23 protein-coding genes are annotated in these 22,920 nt (G+C 60.3%); all 23 read left to right on the top strand.

Annotation, left to right across the window (positions count from 1 at the left end; all coding sequences use genetic code 11):
- Positions 1-76: 76 nt before the first annotated feature.
- The 23 genes from SDD30_RS00965 (at position 77) to proC (ending at position 22,909) form a co-directional block, all read left to right on the top strand.
- Complete coding sequence (locus SDD30_RS00965) at positions 77-1,609, top strand: UDP-N-acetylmuramoyl-L-alanyl-D-glutamate--2,6-diaminopimelate ligase (RefSeq protein ID WP_434073048.1); 1,533 nt, start codon at positions 77-79, stop codon at positions 1,607-1,609.
- The gene (locus tag SDD30_RS00960; protein WP_434073047.1) at positions 1,603-3,048 is read left to right on the top strand and encodes a UDP-N-acetylmuramoyl-tripeptide--D-alanyl-D-alanine ligase; all 1,446 of its coding nucleotides are present in this window, start codon (positions 1,603-1,605) and stop codon (positions 3,046-3,048) included. The genes SDD30_RS00965 and SDD30_RS00960 overlap by 7 nt, the downstream gene beginning before the upstream one ends.
- A complete protein-coding gene (gene mraY / locus SDD30_RS00955; protein ID WP_434073046.1) occupies positions 3,029-3,997 on the top strand; it encodes a phospho-N-acetylmuramoyl-pentapeptide-transferase in 969 nt (322 codons plus the stop codon). The genes SDD30_RS00960 and mraY overlap by 20 nt, the downstream gene beginning before the upstream one ends.
- Before the next feature lie 127 nt (positions 3,998-4,124).
- The gene (gene murD / locus SDD30_RS00950) at positions 4,125-5,492 is read left to right on the top strand and encodes a UDP-N-acetylmuramoyl-L-alanine--D-glutamate ligase (RefSeq protein WP_434073045.1); all 1,368 of its coding nucleotides are present in this window, start codon (positions 4,125-4,127) and stop codon (positions 5,490-5,492) included.
- 17 nt (positions 5,493-5,509) lie between these two features.
- On the top strand, positions 5,510-6,604 hold the full coding sequence (ftsW, locus tag SDD30_RS00945) for a putative lipid II flippase FtsW (RefSeq protein WP_434073044.1): 1,095 nt from the start codon (positions 5,510-5,512) through the stop codon (positions 6,602-6,604).
- A 12-nt stretch (positions 6,605-6,616) separates the two neighbouring features.
- Positions 6,617-7,744 (top strand): undecaprenyldiphospho-muramoylpentapeptide beta-N-acetylglucosaminyltransferase, encoded by a 1,128-nt coding sequence (murG, locus tag SDD30_RS00940; RefSeq protein WP_434073043.1) that lies wholly within the window; start codon positions 6,617-6,619, stop codon positions 7,742-7,744.
- A gap of 116 nt (positions 7,745-7,860) precedes the next feature.
- Positions 7,861-9,270, top strand: coding sequence for a UDP-N-acetylmuramate--L-alanine ligase (gene murC, locus SDD30_RS00935; RefSeq protein ID WP_434073042.1), 1,410 nt, complete (start codon positions 7,861-7,863; stop codon positions 9,268-9,270).
- Positions 9,271-9,272: 2 nt separating this feature from the next.
- Positions 9,273-10,184: a UDP-N-acetylmuramate dehydrogenase gene (gene murB / locus SDD30_RS00930; RefSeq protein WP_434073041.1), complete on the top strand. Its 912-nt coding sequence runs from the start codon at positions 9,273-9,275 to the stop codon at positions 10,182-10,184.
- A gap of 17 nt (positions 10,185-10,201) precedes the next feature.
- The gene (gene murA, locus SDD30_RS00925; protein WP_434073040.1) at positions 10,202-11,458 is read left to right on the top strand and encodes a UDP-N-acetylglucosamine 1-carboxyvinyltransferase; all 1,257 of its coding nucleotides are present in this window, start codon (positions 10,202-10,204) and stop codon (positions 11,456-11,458) included.
- Positions 11,459-11,529: 71 nt separating this feature from the next.
- On the top strand, positions 11,530-12,321 hold the full coding sequence (locus tag SDD30_RS00920) for a cell division protein FtsQ/DivIB (protein WP_434073039.1): 792 nt from the start codon (positions 11,530-11,532) through the stop codon (positions 12,319-12,321).
- Positions 12,321-12,650: a small basic family protein gene (locus SDD30_RS00915; protein WP_434073038.1), complete on the top strand. Its 330-nt coding sequence runs from the start codon at positions 12,321-12,323 to the stop codon at positions 12,648-12,650. Before SDD30_RS00920 ends, SDD30_RS00915 begins: the two co-directional genes overlap by 1 nt.
- Positions 12,651-12,754: 104 nt before the next feature.
- Positions 12,755-13,987, top strand: a complete 1,233-nt coding sequence (gene ftsA / locus SDD30_RS00910; RefSeq protein WP_434073037.1) for a cell division protein FtsA — start codon at positions 12,755-12,757, stop codon at positions 13,985-13,987.
- A gap of 22 nt (positions 13,988-14,009) precedes the next feature.
- Positions 14,010-15,074, top strand: coding sequence for a cell division protein FtsZ (gene ftsZ, locus SDD30_RS00905; RefSeq protein WP_434073036.1), 1,065 nt, complete (start codon positions 14,010-14,012; stop codon positions 15,072-15,074).
- A 160-nt stretch (positions 15,075-15,234) separates the two neighbouring features.
- Positions 15,235-16,155 carry a sigma-E processing peptidase SpoIIGA gene (gene spoIIGA / locus SDD30_RS00900; protein ID WP_434073035.1) on the top strand — a complete coding sequence of 307 codons (921 nt, stop codon included), beginning with the start codon at positions 15,235-15,237 and terminating at the stop codon, positions 16,153-16,155.
- A gap of 43 nt (positions 16,156-16,198) precedes the next feature.
- Entirely contained in the window at positions 16,199-16,900 is a 702-nt protein-coding gene (sigE, locus tag SDD30_RS00895; protein WP_434073128.1) for an RNA polymerase sporulation sigma factor SigE, read from the top strand.
- Between the two features lie 336 nt (positions 16,901-17,236).
- A complete protein-coding gene (sigG, locus tag SDD30_RS00890) occupies positions 17,237-18,007 on the top strand; it encodes an RNA polymerase sporulation sigma factor SigG (protein ID WP_434073034.1) in 771 nt (256 codons plus the stop codon).
- 20 nt (positions 18,008-18,027) lie between these two features.
- Positions 18,028-18,690: a stage II sporulation protein R gene (spoIIR, locus tag SDD30_RS00885; RefSeq protein ID WP_434073033.1), complete on the top strand. Its 663-nt coding sequence runs from the start codon at positions 18,028-18,030 to the stop codon at positions 18,688-18,690.
- An 85-nt stretch (positions 18,691-18,775) separates the two neighbouring features.
- Positions 18,776-19,045, top strand: a complete 270-nt coding sequence (locus SDD30_RS00880) for a PRC-barrel domain-containing protein (RefSeq protein WP_434073032.1) — start codon at positions 18,776-18,778, stop codon at positions 19,043-19,045.
- A gap of 35 nt (positions 19,046-19,080) precedes the next feature.
- A complete protein-coding gene (gene pgeF / locus SDD30_RS00875; protein ID WP_434073031.1) occupies positions 19,081-19,911 on the top strand; it encodes a peptidoglycan editing factor PgeF in 831 nt (276 codons plus the stop codon).
- Positions 19,912-19,913: 2 nt separating this feature from the next.
- Positions 19,914-20,882 carry a biotin/lipoyl attachment domain-containing protein gene (locus tag SDD30_RS00870; RefSeq protein WP_434073030.1) on the top strand — a complete coding sequence of 323 codons (969 nt, stop codon included), beginning with the start codon at positions 19,914-19,916 and terminating at the stop codon, positions 20,880-20,882.
- A gap of 65 nt (positions 20,883-20,947) precedes the next feature.
- A complete protein-coding gene (locus SDD30_RS00865; protein ID WP_434073029.1) occupies positions 20,948-21,658 on the top strand; it encodes a YggS family pyridoxal phosphate-dependent enzyme in 711 nt (236 codons plus the stop codon).
- Position 21,659: 1 nt separating this feature from the next.
- Positions 21,660-22,100, top strand: coding sequence for a cell division protein SepF (locus SDD30_RS00860; protein ID WP_434073028.1), 441 nt, complete (start codon positions 21,660-21,662; stop codon positions 22,098-22,100).
- A 14-nt stretch (positions 22,101-22,114) separates the two neighbouring features.
- A complete protein-coding gene (gene proC, locus SDD30_RS00855) occupies positions 22,115-22,909 on the top strand; it encodes a pyrroline-5-carboxylate reductase (RefSeq protein WP_434073027.1) in 795 nt (264 codons plus the stop codon).
- The last annotated feature ends 11 nt before the right edge of the window (positions 22,910-22,920 follow it).

The raw sequence follows: 22,920 nt of genomic DNA, 5'->3' as shown, positions 1-22,920 counted from the left end.
GTTAAGGGCTTAATTTGCCATTAGCTGGTAAGAATAGAATAGATAGAAGCCTATTTTCGAGGAGGCCTGTTGAGCAGTGACGCTGGCGGAACTGGTAGCGCCATTAGCGATTATCGCCCGGGGGGGCGACCAGCAGGTGCCCCTGGCCGGCATCCATTATGACTCCCGCCGGATCCAGCCCGGGTTTCTCTTTGTAGCCATCAAGGGCTTTAAAACCGATGGCCACGCTTACATTGATCAAGCCCGGGGACGGGGGGCGGTCGCCGTCGTCCTGGCTGAAGAGCGTCCCCTGCCGCCCGATGTGGCCTGGGTGCGGGTGGTTGATACCCGCCAGGCCCTGGGCTTGCTGGCAGCGCGTTTTTACGCTTATCCCAGCCGGCGGCTGCGCTTAATCGGGGTTACCGGTACCAACGGCAAGACCACCACTACCCACCTGATCCAGGCTATTTTAGAGGCCGGCGGGCAGAAGGCCGGGTTGCTGGGTACCGTTGGCAACCGTCTGGGGGACCGGATTTTACCGGCCGAACATACAACCCCGGAATCCCTGGACCTACAGCGACTCCTACAGCAGATGGTGGCCCTGGGAGCCCGGGCTGTGGTGATGGAAGTCTCCTCCCATGCCCTGGCCCTGCACCGGGTGGCCGGAGCTGAGTTCGATGGCGCCGTTTTTACCAACCTGACCCAGGACCATCTGGATTTCCATCGCGATATGGAGGATTACTTTAACTGCAAAGCGCAGCTCTTCCGGGACCTGGACCGGGGGGTGAAGGAGGGGCCAAAGTACGCTGTTATCAACGGTGACGACCCCTACGGCAGCCGCCTGGCGGCCCTGACCCCGGTGCCGGTAGTTACCTACGGCTGCAGTTCCGGCTGCCAGGTCCGGGCGCGGGATATCCACCTGGAAGCCTCTGGCTCCAGCGCCCTAGTTAACTGGCCCGGGGGCGAGGCGCGCCTGAAGCTCCGGCTTACCGGGCAGTACAATATTTATAATGCCCTGGCTGCCTTTACGGTAGCCCTGCAGGAAGGCTTCGATCCCCAGGTCGCCCTGGCCACCCTGGCCCGTGTCCCCGGGGTACCCGGGCGCCTGGAGTTAATCGACCAGGGCCAGCCCTTTTCCGTGGTGGTTGATTATGCCCATACCCCGGACGGCCTGGAGAACGTCCTCCGCGCGGCCCGCCAGGTCACCCGGGGCCGGTTGCTGGTTGTTTTTGGTTGCGGCGGCGACCGGGACCGGGGTAAGCGGCCGTTAATGGGCCGGGCTGCTGCCAGGTTGAGCGATTACTGTATTATTACCTCCGACAACCCCCGCAGTGAAGAGCCGGAGGCCATTATTGCCGATATCCTACCCGGGGTGCAGGAGGTGGCCGGAGCCAGTTACCAGGTGCTGGTTGACCGGCGCCGGGCCATAGCCGCGGCCCTGGGCCTAGCCCGGCCGGGGGATATGGTGGTTATTGCCGGTAAGGGTCATGAAACCTACCAGATAGTTAAGGATAAAACCCTGCCCTTTGACGACCGCCAGGTGGCCAGGGAGGAGCTGGCCACCCTGGGTTATGGTGGGCATACAAGGGGCGCGCCGGCGACACCGGCGGGGGAGGGTCCATCGTGTTAACAGCGACAGCGGCGGAAATTACTGCCGTCACCGGTGGCCGTCTGGTAGCCGGGGCGGCGGACACCAGGGTCAAGGGCCTCAGTACCGACAGCCGGGCGATCCAGCCGGGGATGGTTTTTGTCGCCCTTAAAGGGGAACGCTTTGACGGCCATGACTTTATTGGCGCGGCCCTGGCTGCGGGCGCGGCAGCAGTCCTGGGCAGCCGTTTCCCGGCGGCACAGGCAGCCGGGCGCCGTCCCGGCCAGGCTTTAATCCAGGTGGAGGATCCCCTCCCGGCCCTCCAGCGGTTGGCTTCCTTTCACCGCAACCGAGTTTTAACGGGTCCCCTGATTGGCGTCACCGGCTCCAGCGGTAAAACAACGACCAAGAATCTTATTGCTTCCGTTTTACAACCGGCCCTGCGGGTCCTGAAAACTCCGGGGAATTTTAACAATGAGATCGGCCTGCCCCTGACCCTGCTGCATCTGACCCCCGGGGACCAGGCGGCAGTGGTGGAGATGGCCATGCGGGGTAAGGGTGAGATCGCCGCCCTGGCAGCCATAGCCCGGCCGACCATGGGCGTTATTACCAACATCGGTACCACCCACCTGGAACTCCTGGGTTCAGTCGCCAACATCGCCGCTGCCAAGGGCGAGTTGCTGGCCGCCCTGCCCCGGGGAGGGGTGGCAATCTTAAACGGCGATAATGAGTGGTGCCGCCGCTTGGCGGCTACCTGCCCCTGCCGGGTAATCTTCTTCAGCGCCGGGGACCAGGGGGAGGTTACCGCCCGGAATATAGAGGACCGGGGCCTGGCGGGAACGACTTTTACGGCCGTTTTCCCCGGCCAGGAGGTGCCGGTGCAGATACCCGTACCGGGGCGGCATAACGTTGAAGATACCCTGGCCGCCCTGGCGGTGGGTTATGCCCTGGGTTTGGAACCGGCAGCCATGGCCCGGAGCCTGGCTAACTGGCCGGCCGAGCACCTGCGCCAGGAATTGCGGCCGGGCCCCGGGGGGTGCTTGATATTTAATGATGCCTATAACGCCAACCCGGAGTCCATGCGGGCCGCCTTACAAACCCTAGCCAGCCTGCCGGGCCGGCGCAGCGCCGTCCTGGGGGCCATGCTGGAGCTGGGGCCGGCGGCAGCTGCTTTACACCGGCAGGTAGGAGAATTAGCGGCTGCCCGGGGCCTTTACCGCTTGGTCACCGTCGGCGAGCTGGCGGGGGAGATTGCCGCCGGGGCCCGGGATGCCGGCCTGCCACCGGAACAAATCTTTACCTGCACCAGTTACCAGGAGGCAGCCCGGTGCCTGCAGGACCTGGGCAGCGGGGATGTGGTCCTGTTTAAGGGCTCCCGCCTAGCGGGCATGGAAAAGGTCCTGCAGGAATGGGAGACGGCCTCCCCGGCAGGCGCTAATTTACAGGAGAAAGTGAAAACTGATGGGAACGGCAATAACTGAGGTGCTGCCGGCCCTGGTCCTGGCGGCAGCAGTGACCGTTATCCTGGGGCCACCGGTTCTCGCCCTGCTCCGGCGTCTGAAGGCCGGGCAGGCTATCCGGAGCGACGGCCCTCGCAGCCACCTGGCCAAAAGCGGCACCCCGACCATGGGCGGCGTCCTGTTTCTAATTGGCCTGACGGCAGCCACCTTGATCCTGGCGCCGTTTTCACCCCTGACCCTGTCGGCTCTGATCCTTACCTGGGGGTACGCCCTCATCGGCCTGGTTGACGATGGTTTAAAGGTAGTCCTCCACCGCCCCCTGGGCCTGCTGGCCCGGCAAAAATTGGGCGGCCAGGTTTTCCTGGGGCTGGCGGCAGGGGTGGCGGCCATGCTCTGGCTGGGCCGGGGGAGCATCGTTCAAGTGCCGGTAACCGGCTGGCGTTGGGACCTGGGCTGGTATTATCCCCTCCTGGCTGCTCTGCTCCTGGTGGCGGCTTCCAATGCCGTCAACCTGACGGACGGCTTGGACGGCCTGGCAGCGGGCATTACCTTCTGGGTGGCCCTGGCCTACGGATTTCTGGCTTTAACCCTGGGCCAGCGGGAAATGGTTATATTTGCCATGGCCCTAGCAGGAGGATGTTTGGGATTTTTAGTGTATAATTTTCATCCGGCGAGGGTTTTTATGGGGGATACCGGCTCCCTGGCCCTGGGGGCGGCCATCGGGTTCCTGGCCATGATGACCAGGACGGAGTTGGTCCTGCCTATCCTGGGGGGTGTCTATGTCCTGGAGGTCCTGTCGGTCATCCTCCAGGTAGCTTCCTTTCGCCTCACAGGCCGGCGTCTTTTCCGCATGAGCCCCCTGCACCATCATTTTGAGCTGGGGGGCTGGTCGGAAAACAGGGTCGTCTTTTGCTTCTGGGGGCTGGCTATAGTCCTGGCCCTGGCTGGTATCTATATCATGACTATCTAGGGTCCGACCCTGACAACAGCAATCTGACGTTGGTACTTGCGGCGGCATCTGGTGAAGAAAGAATAGCAGGGTCACATTTTTAGGAAAATGGAAGACGGTGGAAGGCGTTGGAAGAAGGCAGAATGAGATGTCCTGGCAAGGAAAAAGTATTCTCGTAGTCGGCTTGGGCCATAGCGGCCGGGCGGCGGCAGCGGAACTGGCCCGCCTGGGGGCCAGGGTGACCGCCTGTGATCACCAGACCCTGGAGGGGGAAGAACTGGCGGCTTTGGCTAAGGCTGGGGTAAAGCTAATCCTGGGGGGCTATCCGGAAATAGGGGAATGGCGCCCGGAGCTGGTGATTACCAGTCCGGGGGTACCCACCGGGGAACCACCCCTAGCGGCAGCCCGGGAACTAGGTATACCTATCTGGAGTGAACTCGAACTGGCCTACCGGTTATTGCCGCCGGGGGTCAAGGTCATAGCTATTACCGGCACCAACGGCAAGACCACAACTACCTCCCTGTGCGGCCGGATCCTGCAGGAAGCCGGCCTGCCGGCGGTGGTAGGGGGGAATATTGGCATTCCCCTGGTTAAGGAACTGCGGGATATAAAACCGGGAAGCTATGTGGTCTGCGAGGTGAGCAGTTTTCAACTGGAGGCCATAACCTCCTTTCACCCCCGGGTGGCGGCCGTTTTGAATATCACTCCGGACCACCTGGACCGCCACGGCAGCCTGGCGAATTATATCGCTGCCAAAGAGCGGATTATGGCCTACCAGGAGGCCGGCGATTTTATTGTTTTAAACTATGATGACCCCGTCACCCGGGCCATGGCCGCCCGGGCCCGGGGGCAGGTTTTGTACTTCAGCCGTCAGGAACGGCCCCCCCAGGGGTCCTGGCTGGAGGAAGGGGTTATCTACTACGACCTGGGTACTGGTAAGCCGGCGTGCCTGTGCCACCGGGAGGAGCTTTCCCTGAAGGGCAGCCACAACCTGGAGAATTCTCTGGCTGCTGTCCTGGTAGCCCTGTCCCTGGGGGTAGAACCGGAACAGTTACGCCAGACCCTGCGGACCTTCCCCGCCGTCCCTCATCGCCTGGAACCAGTGGCGGAAATCAACGGGGTACATTATATCAATGATTCCAAGGGTACCAATCCTGAGGCTACTATGAAGGCCCTGGAAGCCTACCCCAATCCCCTAATCCTCATTGCCGGGGGCCGGAATAAGGGTAGCGATTTCACCCTGCTGACCCAGCAGATGGCGGGCCGGGTAAAGCACCTGGTGCTGGTGGGAGAAGCAGCGCCGGAACTGGAGGCGGCCGCCCGGAAGGCGGGGCTCACCTCCATTTACCGGGCCCGGGACTTTGCCGCCGCCGTCCAGGAAGCCTGCAGGGCCGCCGTACCCGGGGATATCGTCCTGCTTTCTCCGGCCTGCGCCAGTTGGGATATGTTCAAGAACTACGAAGAACGGGGCGATGTTTTTAAGGCTCTAGTTCTGAAGATGAGGGATGCAGGTTAAAGGGAGGAGGAATCGCGATGCGCCGGCGGGCGGGCCCCTTCGATTTCTGGTTGTTCCTGGCTGTCATGCTGCTCCTGGGCATGGGAGTAATCATGATTTTCAGTGCCAGCGCCCTCACCTCGTCCTATAATTATGGCGATGCCCTTTACTTTCTGAAACGCCAGTTGGTATGGGCTCTGCTGGGGCTGACGGGCCTCTTCCTGGCCCTCCAGTTCGACTACACCCGGTTAAAATCCCTAGCGGCACCCTTCCTGGGCCTGGCCATGGTTCTCTTACTCCTGGTGCTGGCTGTAGGGATCGCCTCCCGGGGTTCAGCTCGTTGGCTGGGAGTAGGTTCCCTGGCCTTCCAGCCCTCGGAGACCATCAAACTGGCCATGGTTATCTTCCTGGCCGCCAGCCTGACCGATAATCGTCGTTACCTGACTGACCTGGTACGGGGCCTGGGGCCTTACCTGGCCTTGCTAGCTGTTGTCTGCCTCTTGATCCTGGCCCAGCCCGACCTGGGAACAGCGGTGGCCGTTGCTGGTACTACTTTTCTGATGCTGGCGGCGGCCGGGGCTGACAAACGACACCTGGCCTTCCTGGCGGCCCTGGGGGTGGGGGCGGTGGCCTTGGCCATTATCATTGCACCCTACCGGATGGCCCGGTTTACCGCCTTTATCGATCCCTGGGCCGATGCCCAGGGCAATGGTTACCAGACCATCCAATCCCTGCTGGCCATCGGTTCCGGCGGGCTCTTCGGTACCGGCCTGGGCCAGGGTCACCAGAAGCTCTATTACGTCCCGGAGAATCACACGGACTTTATCTTCGCCATCCTAAGCGAAGAACTGGGCTTTATTGGCGCTGCCCTGGTGATTATCCTTTTTTTGCTGCTGGTGTGGCGGGGCTTTCAGACGGCCTTCAAGGCACCGGATATCTTTGGCAGCCTCCTGGCAGCCGGGATCACCACCATGCTGGCCCTCCAGGGCATTATCAATATGGGGGTAGTCACCGGCCTGCTGCCGGTTACCGGAATTACTTTGCCCCTAGTCAGTTACGGCGGCTCCTCTCTAGTCTTTTCTTTACTGGGGATCGGTATTTTACTCAATATATCCCGTTATGCCGGCAGTTAGGAGGAATTCTTGGTGCGGGTTATTATTACCGGCGGTGGCACCGGCGGCCACGTTTACCCGGCCCTGGCCATTGCCCGGGGTTTGCAAGCGGCCCGGCCGGATGTTGAGTTGCTTTATATGGGCACCACCAGAGGGCTGGAAGCCGACGTGGTACCCAGGGCCGGCCTGCCCTTGGTCACTATTACCGTGCGGGGCCTGGACCGGCGCCGGCTGTGGCGCAATATTCCTGCCCTGGCAAAAACGGGCCAGGGCCTGGCGGAGGCCTGGCGGCAGGTGCGGCGTTTTCGGCCCGATGCCGTCGTCGGTACCGGGGGTTATGTCAGTGGCCCCGTCTGCCTAGCAGCCGCCCTCCAGGGGATCCCAGTAATTCTCCATGAGCAGAATGCCTTTCCGGGCGTTACCAACCGTCTGCTGGCGGTTCTGGCTCGTACCGTTTGCCTGACCTTTCCCGAGGCGGCCTCCCGTTTTCCCCGGCGGGCCAGGCTGGTCACCACCGGGTTGCCAGTGCGGCCGGAAATCCTCCAGGCGGACCGGGAGACCTGCCGGCGGGAACTGGGCTTGCAGCCAGGGCAGCTGTTAATCCTGGCTACCGGCGGCAGCCAGGGCTCCCGGAGCCTGAACCAGGCTCTATTACCCCTCCTTAAAGATCTGGCCGGCCGCCCGGATGTCAGCCTGCTGCAGGTCACTGGCCGCCGGAATTATGAAGGTTATCGGCAGCAGGTTCAGGCCCGGGGAATAGATCTGGATAAAAGCGGAAATATTACCATTAAACCCTATATCTATAATATGGAGCAGGCCCTGGCTGCGGCTGACCTGGTTATTGGCCGGGCCGGGGCTTCCTTTTTAGCCGAAGTTCTGGCCCGCGGTTTACCCTCAATTTTAGTTCCTTATCCCTATGCTACGGCCAACCACCAGGAGTATAACGCCCGGGCCCTGGCCCGGCAGGGGGCAGCACGGGTAGTCCTGGACCGGGAACTCAAGGAAGGGCGGTTGTACCGGGCGGTGCTGGAACTCCTGGGCGCTAGGGAAAAACTCCAGGCCATGGCGGTTGCCGCCGCTTCCCTGAGCCGGCCCGATGCCCTGGAGGCCATTGTCCAGGTAATTCTCGCTGCAGCGGAAAACCGAAGCAGCCCTTCATAGGGGGCAGAAGTCAATTTTCGCGGGGTGGACAGGCCCCTGTCACCAGGAACGTTACGCCTGCATATGATGCAGGTGTAACGGGTCCGGGGGGCGGGGCTTGCTCCACCAGGAAGGAGTTGGCAGACTTGGGAGCAGGGGGTTGGACCCATTTTGTCGGCATCGGTGGAGTCGGTATGAGCGGCCTGGCCCGGATCCTGATGACCAGGGGTTACCGGGTTTCGGGTTCGGACCTGAAGGAGAACCAGTTCACCCGGAGCCTGGCAGCAGCCGGGGCTACCATCTACCACCAGCATGATGCCGCCAATCTGGCCCCTGAGGTACAGGAAGTAGTGATTTCTTCGGCGGTACCGCCGACCAATCCCGAAGTGATGGTCGCCCGACAGCGGTCTTTACCGGTAATCAAGCGGGGGGAGCTGCTGGCCCGGCTCTTTAACGACCACCGGGGGGTGGCCATAGCCGGTGCCCATGGCAAAACGACCACCTCGGCCCTGGTGGCCCTGGCATTACAAGCCGGCGGCTTGGACCCGGTAGCCGTTATCGGCGGCTATGTCCGGGAGTTTGGCAGCAATGTTTACCCCGGGCAGGGCGCCTTCCTGGTGGCCGAGGCGGACGAAAGCGACGGCTCTTTTCTATGGTTGCGGCCGGAGATCGCCTTGATAACCAATATTGAAGCCGATCACCTGGATCACTACGGCAGCCTGGAGCGGATCGTCGCAGCTTTTACCAGCTTCATCAAGCAGGTCCGGCCCGGCGGCAAGGCTGTGCTGTGTGCTGATGACCCCCGGGTGGCCGCCCTGGCCGAACATAGCACCCAGCAGGTTTTAACCTATGGGTTCAAGGGCCAACCAGATTACTGGGTTTCCGGGGTCCAGCTGGCCGGTATGGAGGGGCGGGCCGCCATTTACTACCGGGACCAGTACCTGGGACAACTGACCCTGGGAGTTCCGGGTCGACATAACATTCTTAATGCCCTGGGGGCCATTGCCGTGGGCCACCAGCTGGGGGTACCCTTTGCCGCTATGGCCAGGACCCTGGCGGAGTTCCGGGGGGTAGGGCGGCGTTTTGAGATCCTCTGGGACGACGGGAGTATCCGGGTGGTTGACGACTATGCCCATCACCCGACGGAGGTTCAGGCGACCCTGGCGGCTGCCAGCCAGGTAGGGGCGCGCCGGGTGTTGGCTGTTTTTCAACCCCATCGCTATACCCGGACCCACCACCTTTACCGGGAGTTCGGGCAGGTCTTCCAGCAGGCCGACGTGGTCATCGTCAATGATATCTATCCGGCCGGGGAGGCCCCCCTGCCCGGTGTTAGTGCCCAGCTCATAACCAGGGAGATTAGGGGTAACGGTCACCAGCAGGTCTACTACCTGCCCACCCTGGAGGAAACCCTGGCCTTTTTAAAGGAATCCTGTGCCCCGGGCGATCTGGTATTAACCCTGGGGGCCGGGGACGTCTGGCGAGTTGGCCGGGATCTGGCCCAATTTTTGGCGGAGAAGCAAACCCTGTCCGGAGTGGTGGGAGCCTGAGCATGCCAAAACTATCAGCCCTGGCGCGGGAAATGCAGCCCGGCCTGCAGGAGCAGGTTTTAACCTACGAGCCTTTGAGCCGCCATACTACCTGGCGCCTGGGCGGCCCGGCCGATCTCCTGGCCCGGCCCCGGTCCCGGGAGGAATTGGATTATTGCCTGGCCTTTGCCCGGCTGAAAGGTTTGCCCCTGCATATTATGGGCAATGGTTCCAATATCCTGGTGCGTGACGGCGGCGTCCGGGGGCTGGTAGTCCAAACCCGAGAATGGCGCCAGATAACTGTCCAGGATAGGGTGCTCCAGGCAGCCGCCGGTACCATGTTGCCCCGGCTGTTGCAGGTCGCCAGTGAACATGGCCTGGGAGGGCTGGAGTTTGCCGCCGGTATCCCGGCGACTATCGGTGGAGCGGTAGTTATGAATGCCGGGACCCCGGCCGGCTACCTGGGGGAACGGGTTGCAGGGGTGGAGATCCTGGATCCCGATGGTAACAGGAAAATCCTGGCCCGCCAGGAGGTCACTTTTAGCTACCGCCATAGCTCCCTGCGTCAGGCGGGTATAGTGGTGGCCGTCAGCCTGGAACTGGAACCTGGTGACCCCGCGTCTATCCGGGAGAGGGTCGCGGCCCAGCTAAGTTGCCGGCGGGACCGCCAGCCCCTGGAATGGCCCAATGCCGGCAGTGTCTTTAAAAATCCCCCGGGCTATTACGCCGGCCAGCTCATCGAGGCAGTGGGCGCTAAGGGCTGGCGGGTGGGTGGGGCCGAGGTGGCTCTAAAGCATGCCAACTTTATTATCAACCGGGGGGAGGCTACGGCTGCTGACGTCCTGGCCCTCATCGCCAGGGTCCAGGAGGCGGTGGCCAGCCAGCTGGGGGTTAATCTGGAACTGGAGATTGAGGTTTGGGGTGAAGGCCTATAGTCGGGGAGGGATAGGCCTTGGAGGAATTAGTTATCACTGGTGGCCGGCGCCTGGAAGGGACGGTAACCGTGCAGGGGGCCAAGAATGCCGCCTTACCCATTATGTCTGCCATGCTCCTGGCTACCGGGGAGTGCCGCCTGCGGCGAGTGCCCCACCTGCAGGACGTGAGCGTCATGGCAGCAGTAATCCGTTCCTTGGGGGTGCGAGTGGAACGCAGCGGCCAAGACCTGCTGGTTACCCCTGAAGCCCGGCTGACCCCGGAAGTGCCGGCGGAATTAATGCGGCAACTACGGGCCTCCAATCTGGTGATGGGGCCCTTGCTGGGTCGGGCGCGTTATTTCCGGGTACCCTACCCCGGCGGCTGCGCTATCGGCTCCCGACCTATGGACCTGCATATCAAGGGTTTAATGGCCATGGGGGCTGAAGTGACAGAGAAACAGGGCTACATTGAAGCCCGCACTACCGGGCTCCGGGGAACGAACATCTACCTGGACTTTCCCAGCGTCGGGGCGACGGAAAACCTGATGATGGCTGCGGCCCTAGCCGATGGGGTGACTAACCTGCATAATGCGGCCCGGGAGCCGGAAATTGTCGACCTGCAGAACTTTCTCAATGCCATGGGGGCCAGGATTCATGGCGCCGGGCGAGATACGATCCGCATCGAAGGGGTCAAGGAGTTGCGGGGATGTAATTATAAGATAATCCCCGACCGGATTGAAGCCGGCACCTTCCTGGCTGCGGCTGCAGCCACCAGGGGCGACGTCCTGGTCCAGGATTGTCAACCCGGGCACCTGCTGGCCGTCCTGGCCAAACTGCGGGAGATGGGGGCCAGGGTGATCATCAAAAAGGATGCTATCCGCATCCAGGGAACCGGACGGCTGCAGGCCACCGACTGCAAGACCCTGCCCTATCCTGGTTTTCCCACGGATATGCAGCCCCAGTTTATGACCCTCATGGCTGTAGCCGAGGGTACGAGCGTTATGGTGGAAAGCATCTTTGAAAACCGTTATAAACAGGCGGCTGAATTACGGCGCCTGGGTGCCGATATAAGAATCGAGGGGCGGGTGGCAGTGATTAACGGGGTCCCGGCTTTAAGCGGCAGCGTGGTAGAGGCTTCTGACCTCCGGGCCGGGGCGGCCCTGGTCATTGCCGGGTTGGTAGCGGAAGGCCAGACCAGCATTGAAGGCATCCATCACCTGGATCGGGGTTATGAACAATTGGAAAGCCGCCTGCGTAATCTAGGTGCCGACATCCAGCGCCGGAGTGAGAAGTGATCTAACTTCTCACTTCTTCCAGTGGACAGGCTTGTTCTTTCTGGTATAATGGCATTAAACGAGGTGGGAAGATGGCTGTCCCGGCTCACTCGCCCCGGGTTTACCGGCGGCGCCGGCAGAGAATTCGTCGCCTCCTGTTTTTCTTCCTGGCGATTACGGCCTTATTTTATTTTATCCATTCCGGCATTTTCTCCCTGGAAAACATCGTTATCACCGGTAACGATCATATAGCCACCGCTGAGCTGGAGGGTTTGCTGGGGGTGACCAGGGGTACCAACCTCTGGCAGCTGGATACCGCTACCCTGGCCCGGCGGCTGGCGACCCACCCCCTGGTAGCCGGGGCCCAGGTTTCCCGCCGCTGGCCCCATACCCTGCTAGTCAAGATCCGGGAAAGAGTACCGGTGGCCCTGTTGGTTGCTGACGGCAGTTTCCTCCTGGTGGATGCCACCGGGGTGGTCATGGAGCGGGTATTCCAGGTTGGCTCCCTGAATCTACCCCTCATTTCCGGTATTGATAAGCTGGAAAACCTTGGCCCCGGTTCCCGGATTGAAAATCCGGCCCTCGCAGCCGCCCTGGCGGTTTTACAACGGGTCCCGGCCGCTGATTTAAAGCAGCTGCGGGAGATAGTCGCCCCTGCGCCCGGCAACCTGCAGCTCATCTGGGCCGGCCAGATCCGGGTCCGGTTTGGTGACAGCCAGCAGGTAGCCGCTAAACTGGACCGGTTGCACGAGGCTTTGCAGGGCCTACCCGCTAATAGCGCCATAGACTATATTGATGTCAGTTTTGCCGGGCCGCCGGTAATTAAGTTCACCCAGGCCGGTAACCCGGCCCAGGGCCAGGCCAAAAAAGGAGTGAAACAGTGATGTGGGTACCGTTAATCGGCCTTCTGGCCGGTGTTATAGCCGGCCTTCTCCTACCGGTCAAAATCCCGGTTATTTATAGCAAGTATATGTCAGTAGCTGTACTAGCAGCCCTGGATTCGGTTTTCGGCGGCCTGCGGGCGAGCATGGAGGATAACTTCGATAACGCCATTTTCCTGACTGGTTTTTTCTCCAACACCTTGCTGGCAGCCTTTCTGGCCTATATCGGCGACCAGCTGGGGGTGGAACTTTACCTGGCGGCGGTGCTGGTTTTTGGGGTCCGCCTTTTCCAAAACCTGGCTATAATTCGGCGGCACCTTTTAAAAAGATAAGAAAAAGCGCCTGTAAAAAAAGGGAAAGCGGAATTAATGTTGAATTTCTCTTCATAACAGCATAACAGCCTGAAGAACCTGGGGAAACCTGGAGGTGCCGGAGTTTGCCCAAAGACAATATAGTTGCCGGTCTCGATATTGGCACCACCAAGGTGGTCGCGATCGTGGCGGAAGTTACGCTGGAGGGCCGTCTGAATATTATTGGCCTGGGTGAAACTCCGTCCGGTGGCCTGCGTAAAGGGATTATTGTTGATATTGAAAATACAGCCCGGGCGATAGCCGGGGCGGTCCAGCAGGCCGAGCGGATGAGTGGCTGCCAGGTCCACTCCGCCTATGTCGGCCTGACGGGACCCCATATCAGTTCGATTAACAACCGGGGGGTTGTCGCCGTCGCCGGTGAGGACGGGGAGATCAGCGTGGCAGACGTGGACAGGGTCCTTCAGGCGGCCCGGGTGATACCCCTGCCGGCGGAACGGCGCATCATTCATGTTCTGCCCCGCCAGTACATAGTCGACGGCTATGATGGCGTTATGGACCCCATTGGCATGTACGGCTCCCGCCTGGAGGTGGAGACCCAGATTGTCACCGCTGCCGGGGCCGCCGTCCAGAATATCATGAAGAGCGTCCAGCGGGCCGGCCTGGGGGTGGACGAGCTGGTTTTAAGCCCCCTGGCTTCGGCCGGGGCCGTCCTCCAGCAGGCTGAGAAGGAGCTGGGGGCGGTGGTGGTGGATATCGGCGGCGGGACCACGGAAATCGCCATCATCGCCCAGGGCGGTTTATGGTTTGCCTCGGTCCTGCCCATTGGCAGCGAGCATATCACCAGCGACCTGGCCGTTGGCCTGCGGACGCCCATTGTCCAGGCGGAAATTATTAAGAAAGAGCATGGCTGTGTCCTGGCGGATAACATCCCTGATAACCAGGTTATTGAAGTACCCCCCGTCGGCGGCAAGGAGAAGCGCCGGATTACCAGGAAAATGCTGGCTTCCATTATTGAACCCCGGGTGGAAGAGATCTTTACCCTGGTGCGCCGGGAAATAAATGCCGCTCAGTTCCAGGGATTATTGCCGGGTGGGGTGGTCCTGACGGGCGGTGGCGCCCTCCTGGAGGGGATTACCCGCATGGGGGCTGAAATCCTGGCCATGCCGGTGCGCCTGGGCTGGCCGGAAGGCAGCGGCGGCCTGGCGGATATGGTTGCTGCGCCGGCCTATGCCACCGCCGCCGGTTTGGTGAACTACGGCGCCCGTCGCCTGGCCCACCCCCAGGCGGCCGCTGCCAGAGAAACAGGGTGGGAGAATTTCTGGTCACGGCTAAAAAGCTGGTGGCATGAACTTTTCTAAGCATAAAAAGGAGGAGTACCGGGTGCTGGAATTCGAGGACGGCGATCTCAACCAGTTTGCCGCCATTAAGGTGGTGGGAGTAGGTGGCGGCGGTAATAACGCCGTTAACCGCATGATTGCTGCCGGCTTACGCGGGGTGGAGTTTATCAGCGTCAATACCGATGCTCAGGCCCTGCGCCTTTGCCAGGCCGAGCAGAAGATCCAGATCGGTGCCAAGCTGACCAAGGGCCTGGGTGCCGGGGCCAACCCGGAGATCGGTAAGAAAGCGGCCGAAGAGAGCCGGGAGGAACTCGCCCAGCGGTTGCAGGGTGCGGATATGGTCTTTGTCACCGCCGGTATGGGTGGCGGTACGGGAACCGGCGCCGCCCCCGTGGTCGCCCAGATTGCCAAGGAGGCTGGTGCCCTGACGGTGGGGGTTGTCACCCGCCCCTTCAGCTTTGAGGGTCGCAAGCGGGCCAGCCAGGCGGAAGCTGGGGTCACCGAGTTAAAGACCAAGGTCGATACCCTGATCATCATTCCTAACGACCGCCTGCTCCAGGTAGCCGATAAACAGACCTCCATTATTGAAGCCTTCCGGATTGCCGATGACGTCCTGCGCCAGGGTGTCCAGGGAATTTCCGATCTCATTGCCGTGCCGGGGTTGATTAACCTGGACTTCGCCGACGTCAAGACTATTATGACGGATACCGGCTCGGCCCTGATGGGTATTGGCCGGGCCACCGGAGAAAAGCGGGCGGTGGAAGCAGCCAGGATGGCCATCTCCAGCCCCCTGCTGGAGACCTCCATTGAAGGCGCCCGCGGTGTCCTCTTAAACATTACCGGCGGCAGCAACCTGGGCCTGCTGGAAGTGAATGAAGCAGCGGAGATTGTGGCCGCGGCGGCTGACCCGGAAGCCAATATTATCTTCGGTGCCGTTATTGATGAGAGCCTGAAGGATGAGATCCGGGTGACGGTCATCGCCACCGGTTTTGAGGTGAAGGCGGCTGGGGCCGCCGACCAGGCGGCAGCCACCCGGGAACCGGAACTGGACGTTAAGACCTTTAACATTGACGACCTGGATATACCGGCCTTCCTCCGCCGGCGTTAAATAATTGCCATTTAACCTGTTACTTTAAGTAACAGGTTTTTTTCACCCCACTATCTGACAAATTTTTCCTGGAGAAAGTAATATAATAACTGTAGTTATGAAACTGGCATAAAGCTCATATCATGGTAATAATTAGGCCTGCCAAGCCGGGGTGATGCCTGTGCCGGTGGTTTATATTGATGTGGTTCTGGTGGTCAACCTGGTCATGGACTTTTTGATCCTCTGGGCGACGGCCAGGCTGGGGCAATTGCCGGCTTCGCCCTGGCGCTTGCTGGCCGGCGCCGGCATCGGCGCCCTTTATTCCCTGGCGCTTCTTTTTCCCGCCGGGGCATCCCTGCTACTTCTGGGGATCAAGGTCCTTTTTTCCCTGTTGATGGTGCTGGCAACCTTTTATCCCCTCACCTGGCGGCGTCTCATCCAGGTCCTGGTTTATTTTTACCTGGTGGCCTTTGCCATGGGCGGGGCTATGCTGGGGGGTATCTACCTAACCGGCAGTGGCGGTAGTTTACAGGTTATGGGCGGGGCCCTGGTAGTTGGGCCCGGGCTGCACTACACCTGGCTCCTGGCCGCTATGGCGGCCGCCGGGGTATTGGTTCGCTGGGGGACGGGCTGGCTGAAGAAAAATATCTGGCAGCAAATGCTGCACCTGCCGGTGGTCATCTCCTTCGGCGGCCGGCCCCTGGCCGTCAAGGCCCTGGTAGATACCGGCAACAGCCTGCGGGATCCCCTTTCCCAGCGGCCGGTAATTATCGTCGAGTACAGCGCCTTGCAGGGGATCCTGCCGCCGGAGATTGTTAAAGCCTATAACGGCCAGGGAGAACTGGATCTTGAAAACCTGGCGGCTTCCCTGGCGGCCTCGCCCTGGGCCGCCCGCTTGCGCTTGATTCCCTTTCACTCCCTGGGACAGGACCGGGGGATGCTCCTGGGTTTACGCCCTGATGAAGTGGTCGTTGTGACCAGCGAGCGGATGATTAAGATTAAGGAAGTTTTGATCGGTCTCTACCGGGAACGGTTATCGCCGGAGGGCAGTTACCGGGCCTTGCTGCACCCGGATTTGCTGGAATGGAGTATGAGCTACTGAGGGGGAGAAGCTGGTGGTCCAGCGCTTGTTAAACATGGCTAAAATGAAGCTGCAATTACTGTACTACAGCCTGACCCTCAAGTTCAGGTGGCTGGCGGAGATTTTTTATGTGGGCAGCAGTGAGGCTCTGCCGCCGCCCCTTTCCAGTGATGAGGAATCGGATCTCCTCCTGCGCCTGGAAGACGGCGATGCCGCCGTGAAAAAGGTCCTCATTGAACGCAACCTGCGCCTGGTGGTTTATATTGCCCGCAAGTTTGAAAACACCGGCGTGGGCATTGAGGACCTGGTTTCCATTGGTACTATCGGCTTGATCAAGGCCGTCAACACCTTCGACCCCAAAAAAAGGATCAAGCTGGCTACCTATGCCTCCCGCTGTATCGAAAATGAGATCCTCATGTACCTGCGCCGCAATAATAAGACCCGGGCCGAGGTTTCCTTTGACGAACCCTTAAACATCGACTGGGACGGCAACGAACTCCTCCTCTCCGATGTCCTGGGTACGGATAATGATATTATTTATAAATCTATTGAGGAAGAAGTAGATCACAAGCTGTTGCAGATAGCTATGCGCAAGCTTTCTTCCCGGGAACGGAAGATCATGGAATTTCGTTTTGGCCTCCTGGATGGGGTGGAGAAGACCCAGAAGGAGGTCGCCGATATCCTGGGTATCTCCCAGTCCTACATTTCTCGCCTGGAAAAACGCATTATCAAACGCCTGCGCAAAGAGATCGCCCGTATGGAGTAATTAATGACACAAACGGGTAAGGGGGCTGGTGGGTACAACTCCAGGCTCCGATGGTTCTCGGCGAGCAAACTTGGTGCTCAGCCTTGCTCCCCCATCCCGTTCACCGCTACCTCGCTGCGGCTTCGCTGAGTTTGCTTACGCCTCGAACCAAGTCGCCTTCCGCCTGTACCCACCAGCCCGTAGAACGCATTACAGCAGTAACTATTTTTGTAAAAAACTAATTTTCGGAGAGTCCGGCAGGGCTCTTTTATTATGCCCCTTTTGCCAGGCGGTATAAAAACAGGTAGCCAGGGCAATAATTATCCCAGAACCAAGACGGGAGGTATCGCGCAATCCTTGCTTAACAAAGTAGAAATCTGCGGTGTGAATACCTCCAAGTTACCCCTGCTGAAGAGCGACGAAATCCGCCAGCTCTTTCAGCGGCTGCAGGCTGGAGAAGCCGAAGCCCGGGAGAAACTCATTACCGGCAATTTGCGCCTGGTCCTGAGTGTTATCCAGCGTTTCACCAACCGGGGTGAACATGTGGATGACCTCTTTCAGGTTGGTTGTATCGGCCTGATGAAGGCCATCGATAACTTTGATCTCAGCCAAAATGTTAAGTTTTCCACCTACGCTGTCCCGATGATCATCGGCGAGATCCGGCGCTACCTGCGGGATAATAACCCCATCCGGGTCAGCCGCTCCCTGCGGGATGTGGCCTATAAGGCCCTGCAGATCAGGGATACCCTGGTCAACCAGCTGGCCCGGGAACCATCCCTGGCCGAGGTGGCCCAGCACCTGAAGGTACCCCAGGAGGAAGTAATCTTCGCCCTGGACGCCATCCAGGAACCGGTATCCCTTTTCGAACCGATCTACCATGACGGCGGCGACCCTATCTTCGTCATGGACCAGATTGGGGATGAGAAGAACCAGGACATCAACTGGCTGGAGAATATCGCCATCAAAGAAGCCATGAACAAGCTCAATGCGCGGGAGCGCCTGATTCTTTCCTTAAGGTTTTTCGAAGGTAAGACCCAGATGGAAGTCGCCGACGAGATCGGTATTTCCCAGGCCCAGGTTTCCCGGCTGGAAAAAGCAGCCTTGCAACATATGCGGAAGTATATTTAAAAGGTGAGGAGTGTCAAGGAGTGTCGACGCTAAGAAGGTCCCTGCTGGTGCTGGTAATGGCCGGGGTAGTGATCCTGACAGGAGGCTCAACGTGGCAACAACGGGAGGCCATACCGGCATATAATTCGCATAATTTAATCAGGTTGCATGTAATTGCCAACAGCGATACACCAGGCGACCAGGAACTAAAACGTCACGTCCGGGATGCCGTCCTGGCCAGGGTCGGTGAGAACCTGGCCCGGGCCGGTGATATAACTACCGCCCGGCAGCTGGTGAGCACCAACCTGGCGGCCATAACTGCGGCCGCTGAAGACCAGATCCAGCGGGAGGGCCGGAGTTATCCCGTGCAGGCGGAATTTGGGGATTTTGACTTTCCGACCCGGGCCTATGGTAATACCGTCCTGCCGGCCGGAGAATACGAGGCTGTCCGCGTGGTTATCGGTTCCGGTCAGGGACAGAACTGGTGGTGCGTCCTTTTCCCACCCCTGTGCCTGGTCGATATCGCCGGTAGGGTTGAGCCTGCTCCTACGGCTCCTGCCCCGGCGGCCCCGGCCCATCCGGTTTTAATGCTCAATCCGGCCCCAGTGGAGCAGCAGGCGCCAGAACAAACTTTAATCGTGCGCTGGAAGATAGCAGACATATTTAAAATCTCGCGCCAGTACCTGGCCAGCCTGTGGCCCTAAAGCCGGCACTGCTGGTTTTTTTCTTTTTTTGAGACCGCCCATCATATACTGGAATTAACAGGAGCCTTTCCCGGAGGTGGTTGCGGTGATCCGGGTAGCTGAATTGCGCCAGCGGGAAGTAATCAATGTTATTGACGGGCGGCGATTGGGTATAATTAAGGATATTGACCTGGACCTGGAGGAGGGGCGGGTTAAGGCGTTAATTGTTCCCGGGTCGGGAGGCAAATTTTTTTTCTTTTTTGGCCGGGATGAAGATCTGATAATTCCCTGGGAGAATGTGATTAAAATAGGTGTGGACGTAATCCTGGTCGAAAGCTACAGCAGTACGTCACCGGTGCACCGGGACAGGGCTTAAGATCCCCGGCCTTTATGTTATAATAAGGTGCAGGGGTGGTTTTTCTGGCAGGCTTCACCTGGGAAGATCAAGGGGGCCTGGCTTACCTGCGGGTCACGTTTTTAGAGACCCGGGCCCCGGTCAGGGCTGTCTTTACCAGCCGCCGGGGTGGGGTGAGCAAAGCTCCTTATAACGCTTTAAACCTGGGCTTACACGTTGGCGATGACCCCCAGGCTGTTCTGACCAACAGGGGGTTGCTGGCCGGGGCTCTGCGTCAGCCCCTGGCTAGTTGGGTCATTGGCGCCCAGGTCCACGGGAATGAAGTTGCCCGGGTGGGCCGGGAGGAAACCGGGAGGGGGGTCAGGGAACTGGCCACCGCCCTGGCGGGTATTGATGCCCTGGTCACCGCCACCCCGGCGGTGACCCTGGTGGCCTTTTATGCCGACTGCGTCCCCCTCTACCTGGTGGACCCGGTAAACCGGGCCCTTGGTTTAGCCCATGCCGGCTGGCAGGGGACGGTCCTTAAGGTGGGGGCCCGGACGGTGGCCAGGATGACAACTGAATTCGGCAGCCGGCCGGCCGACCTCCTGGCAGCCATTGGACCGGCAGTTGGTCCCTGTTGTTACCAGGTGGACGACCGGGTAGCCGCTGCAGTTCAGGAAGAACTGGCCTCTACTGAGGAGTTTCTGGTACCCGATGGCCCCCATCACTGGCGCCTGGATCTGCCCCGGGCCAACTACCTGAGCCTCCTGGAAGCCGGCCTCCGGCCCGACCACATAGTCACAGCGGGTATCTGTACTTGTTGCCATCCGGAAAACTTTTTTTCCTACCGCGCCTCTGGCGGCCGCACCGGGCGCCAGGCAGCCTTACTGGCCTTGAGGTCATAGCTATGAAGACGGCTTACAATCCTTTACCGCCCCCGGCCCGTTCCCGGCCGCGACGCCGGCGGCTGGGGCCATGGCTCCTGCGGGGGGCGGCCCTGGCAATACTTATCCTGGTGGCCTGGTCTGGTATCAGGGCGGCGACCAGGGCTGTTGCCTGGTATTTTTTACTTATCCAGCCGGTGGACAAGGGCACCCTGGAGGACAACCTCCCCCTGGAGGTCTATATCGCCCGGGAGGAGCAAGTCCTGACAGCGCCGGTAACCGGTACCCTGACCCCCGTGGTACCAGAAGGAGAACGGGTGCCAGTGGGAGCCACCATTGCCCGTCTCCTTCCAGTGGCGGCCGGTGCCCAGCCGGTGGACCTGAAAGCCCCTTGCCCAGGCCAGGTTTCCTATGAGACGGACGGCCTGGAAGGGAGCCTGCAGCCGGCCAAACTGGGTAATATCAGCTACCAGGATTTAAAGCGCCTGGTAAACCTGGCCCGGCCGGTGACGGCCCGCGGCCAGGTTCAGGAAGGGGCTGCTGTAGTCCGCCTGGTTAACAACCTGGCTCCCTTGCGCCTGTATGCCCCCCTGAAGGAGCGGCCGGCGGGCTGGCAGGAGGGCCGGGAGGTAACCCTGAAGGTGCCTGGCAGTGATGGTGATGTCGAGGCGCGCCTGCTGCGCCTCCAGGATGAAGGTAACCAGCAGGCGGCTATTCTCGAGGTTACTACCTGGGATAACAACTGGCTGTTGCCCCGCCGGCTGCAGGTGGCAGCTGTTTTGCACCGCTACCGGGGGATCATCATCCCGGCGTCAGCCCTGGCCACCGGACCGGAAGGGAAGCAGGGGGTTTACCTCCTGGGAGCCAGGGACTTGCAATGGCAAACAGTATCAGTAGTGGGTCAGGTGGGGGACCAGGTAGCCGTCCGGGGCCTGGATGCTGGGGCCGAGGTGGTCCTGCGTCCCCAGGTGGCCAGATGGTTAATGAATTAGAACGTCGGTAAGCAGGATTTCCAATAAATATGTAGAAAGTATAAAGAATTACGTGGGGGAAAAGCATGGTTAACATGAGGGAAAATATTACCCGGGTGCAGGAGAGGATTGCGGCTGCCTCCCGGCGCAGCGGGCGCCGGCCAGAGGATATTACCCTGGTGGCGGTCACAAAAATGGTCCCGGTGGAACGTATTCAGGAGGCTGTAGATTGCGGCCTCCAGGACCTGGGCGAGAATCGGGTCCAGGAACTCCTGGCTAAACAACCCTACATCAATGGGGTCAAGTGGCACCTAATCGGTCACCTGCAACGGAACAAGGTGCGCCAGGTGTGGGATCGGGTAGCCCTGATCCACTCGGTGGACACCCTGGAGCTGGCCCGGGAGATCGACAAACGGGCGAGTGCTGCCGGGCGTAAGGTAGACATCCTTCTGGAGGTCAATGTAGCCGGGGAAGAGAGTAAATTCGGCCTTATGCCTGAAGCCGTTATCCCCCTGGTGCGGGAAGTTACCGGCCTGCCGGGGGTACATATCTGCGGCCTGATGACAGTGGCACCCCTGGTAGCAGATCCGGAAGAGGTACGGCCGGTCTTCCAGCGTTTGGCGGCTTTGCGCCGGGAGGTTGACGGCCTGCACCTGCCCGGGGTGGACATGGCTTACCTGTCCATGGGCATGACCAATGATTTCGAGGTGGCTATTGCAGCCGGCGCTAACATGGTGCGGATCGGCGCGGCAATCTTTGGCGCCCGGGATTACAGTAAGAAGGCGGAGGTGCATTAAGGTGGCATTCTGGCACGGTTTAATCAACTGGCTGGGCTACGGCCACGAGGAAGAGGAGCCGGTGGTGGAGAAAACCCTACCCGAACTGGAGACGGCTCCGGTGACCCCGGCGAAGGGCAAGCTGGTGGGCCTGCCGACGGCGCGCAATGCAGTAAGGTTGGTTATCGCCCGGCCCCAGTCCTTTGAGCAGGCTGCCGGGCTGGCCGAGAACCTGAAGAACTACCGGCCCCTGATTTGTAACGTCGAGAGCATACCTCTGGAAGAGGCGCGACGAATTATCGATTTCTTGAGCGGCGCTGTTTACGCCCTTGGGGGGCGGGTGCGCAAGGTGACCGGCGGTATCTTTTTGTTTACCACCAGCAACGTCGACTTGAGCGGCGATTTGGAAGAACAAATACCGGCCAACCTTAACTGGTTGGAAGCAGCCGGCCGGGGTAAATAGCAGGGGGCTAAAGAGTGGACGCAAATATCGGTTTCCTGGGTGCCGGCGCCATGGGCGAAGCCCTGATCCGGGGTATTCTCCAGGCCGGCCTGGTCCGGCCCGGGCAGATCAAGGTCTATGACATCCGGGCGTCACGATTAAAAGAACTCGAGTTGCGCTACGGCCTGGAAACGGTGCCTGGCCGGGAAAAGTTAGTATCGACGGCGGATATAATAATCCTGGCCATTAAACCCCAGAATCTGGCTGAGGCTTTAACCGGTCTGGAGGTTTCGCCGGACAAGCTGATCATTTCCATTGTAGCGGGAGTCAGACTTTCCCGCCTGGCAGAATACCTGGGGGAGGTGCCCCTGGTCAGGGTGGTGCCCAATACACCGGCCCTGGTCGGGGAAGGGGTTTCCGCCCTAGCGGCCAATTCCCGGGTAGATGGGGAGATCCTGGAGCAAGCCCTGGCTATCTTTCGGTCCGTTGGCGCGGCCATGGTCCTGCCGGAAGAACAACTGAACGCCGTCACCGGACTGAGCGGCAGCGGGCCGGCTTACGTTTATATGATTATTGAAGCCCTGGCCGACGGCGGCGTACGCCAGGGATTGACCAGGCCGGTAGCCCTGGAACTGGCAGCCCGGACCCTCCTGGGTAGCGCGCGGATGGTCCTGGCCACCGGTGAGCACCCCGGGATCCTGAAGGACAGGGTAACTTCCCCGGCGGGGACCACCATCGCCGGCCTGGCTATACTGGAAGACCGGGGCGTACGGGGAGCCCTCATCCGGGCCGTCGAGGCTGCTACCCTGCGGGCCGGTGAACTTGAATAAGGAGTAGATGG

The sequence above is a fragment of the Moorella naiadis (nom. illeg.) genome (genome assembly GCF_051020825.1).
Classification (GTDB): Bacteria; Bacillota; DSM-521; order Neomoorellales; family Neomoorellaceae; genus Neomoorella; species Neomoorella naiadis.
This window is presented reverse-complemented; position numbering and strand designations above follow the sequence as displayed.

Bases quoted from the DNA above. Each gene is read 5' to 3' on its own strand.
- mraY (WP_434073046.1), top strand. From the start codon at position 3,029: ATGGGAACGGCAATAACTGAGGTGCTGCCGGCCCTGGTCCTGGCGGCA.
- murD (WP_434073045.1), top strand. From the start codon at position 4,125: ATGTCCTGGCAAGGAAAAAGTATTCTCGTAGTCGGCTTGGGCCATAGC.
- ftsW (WP_434073044.1), top strand. From the start codon at position 5,510: ATGCGCCGGCGGGCGGGCCCCTTCGATTTCTGGTTGTTCCTGGCTGTC.
- murB (WP_434073041.1), top strand. From the start codon at position 9,273: ATGCCAAAACTATCAGCCCTGGCGCGGGAAATGCAGCCCGGCCTGCAG.
- SDD30_RS00920 (WP_434073039.1), top strand. From the start codon at position 11,530: ATGGCTGTCCCGGCTCACTCGCCCCGGGTTTACCGGCGGCGCCGGCAG.
- SDD30_RS00915 (WP_434073038.1), top strand. From the start codon at position 12,321: ATGTGGGTACCGTTAATCGGCCTTCTGGCCGGTGTTATAGCCGGCCTT.
- sigE (WP_434073128.1), top strand. From the start codon at position 16,199: ATGAAGCTGCAATTACTGTACTACAGCCTGACCCTCAAGTTCAGGTGG.
- SDD30_RS00870 (WP_434073030.1), top strand. From the start codon at position 19,914: ATGAAGACGGCTTACAATCCTTTACCGCCCCCGGCCCGTTCCCGGCCG.
- SDD30_RS00865 (WP_434073029.1), top strand. From the start codon at position 20,948: ATGGTTAACATGAGGGAAAATATTACCCGGGTGCAGGAGAGGATTGCG.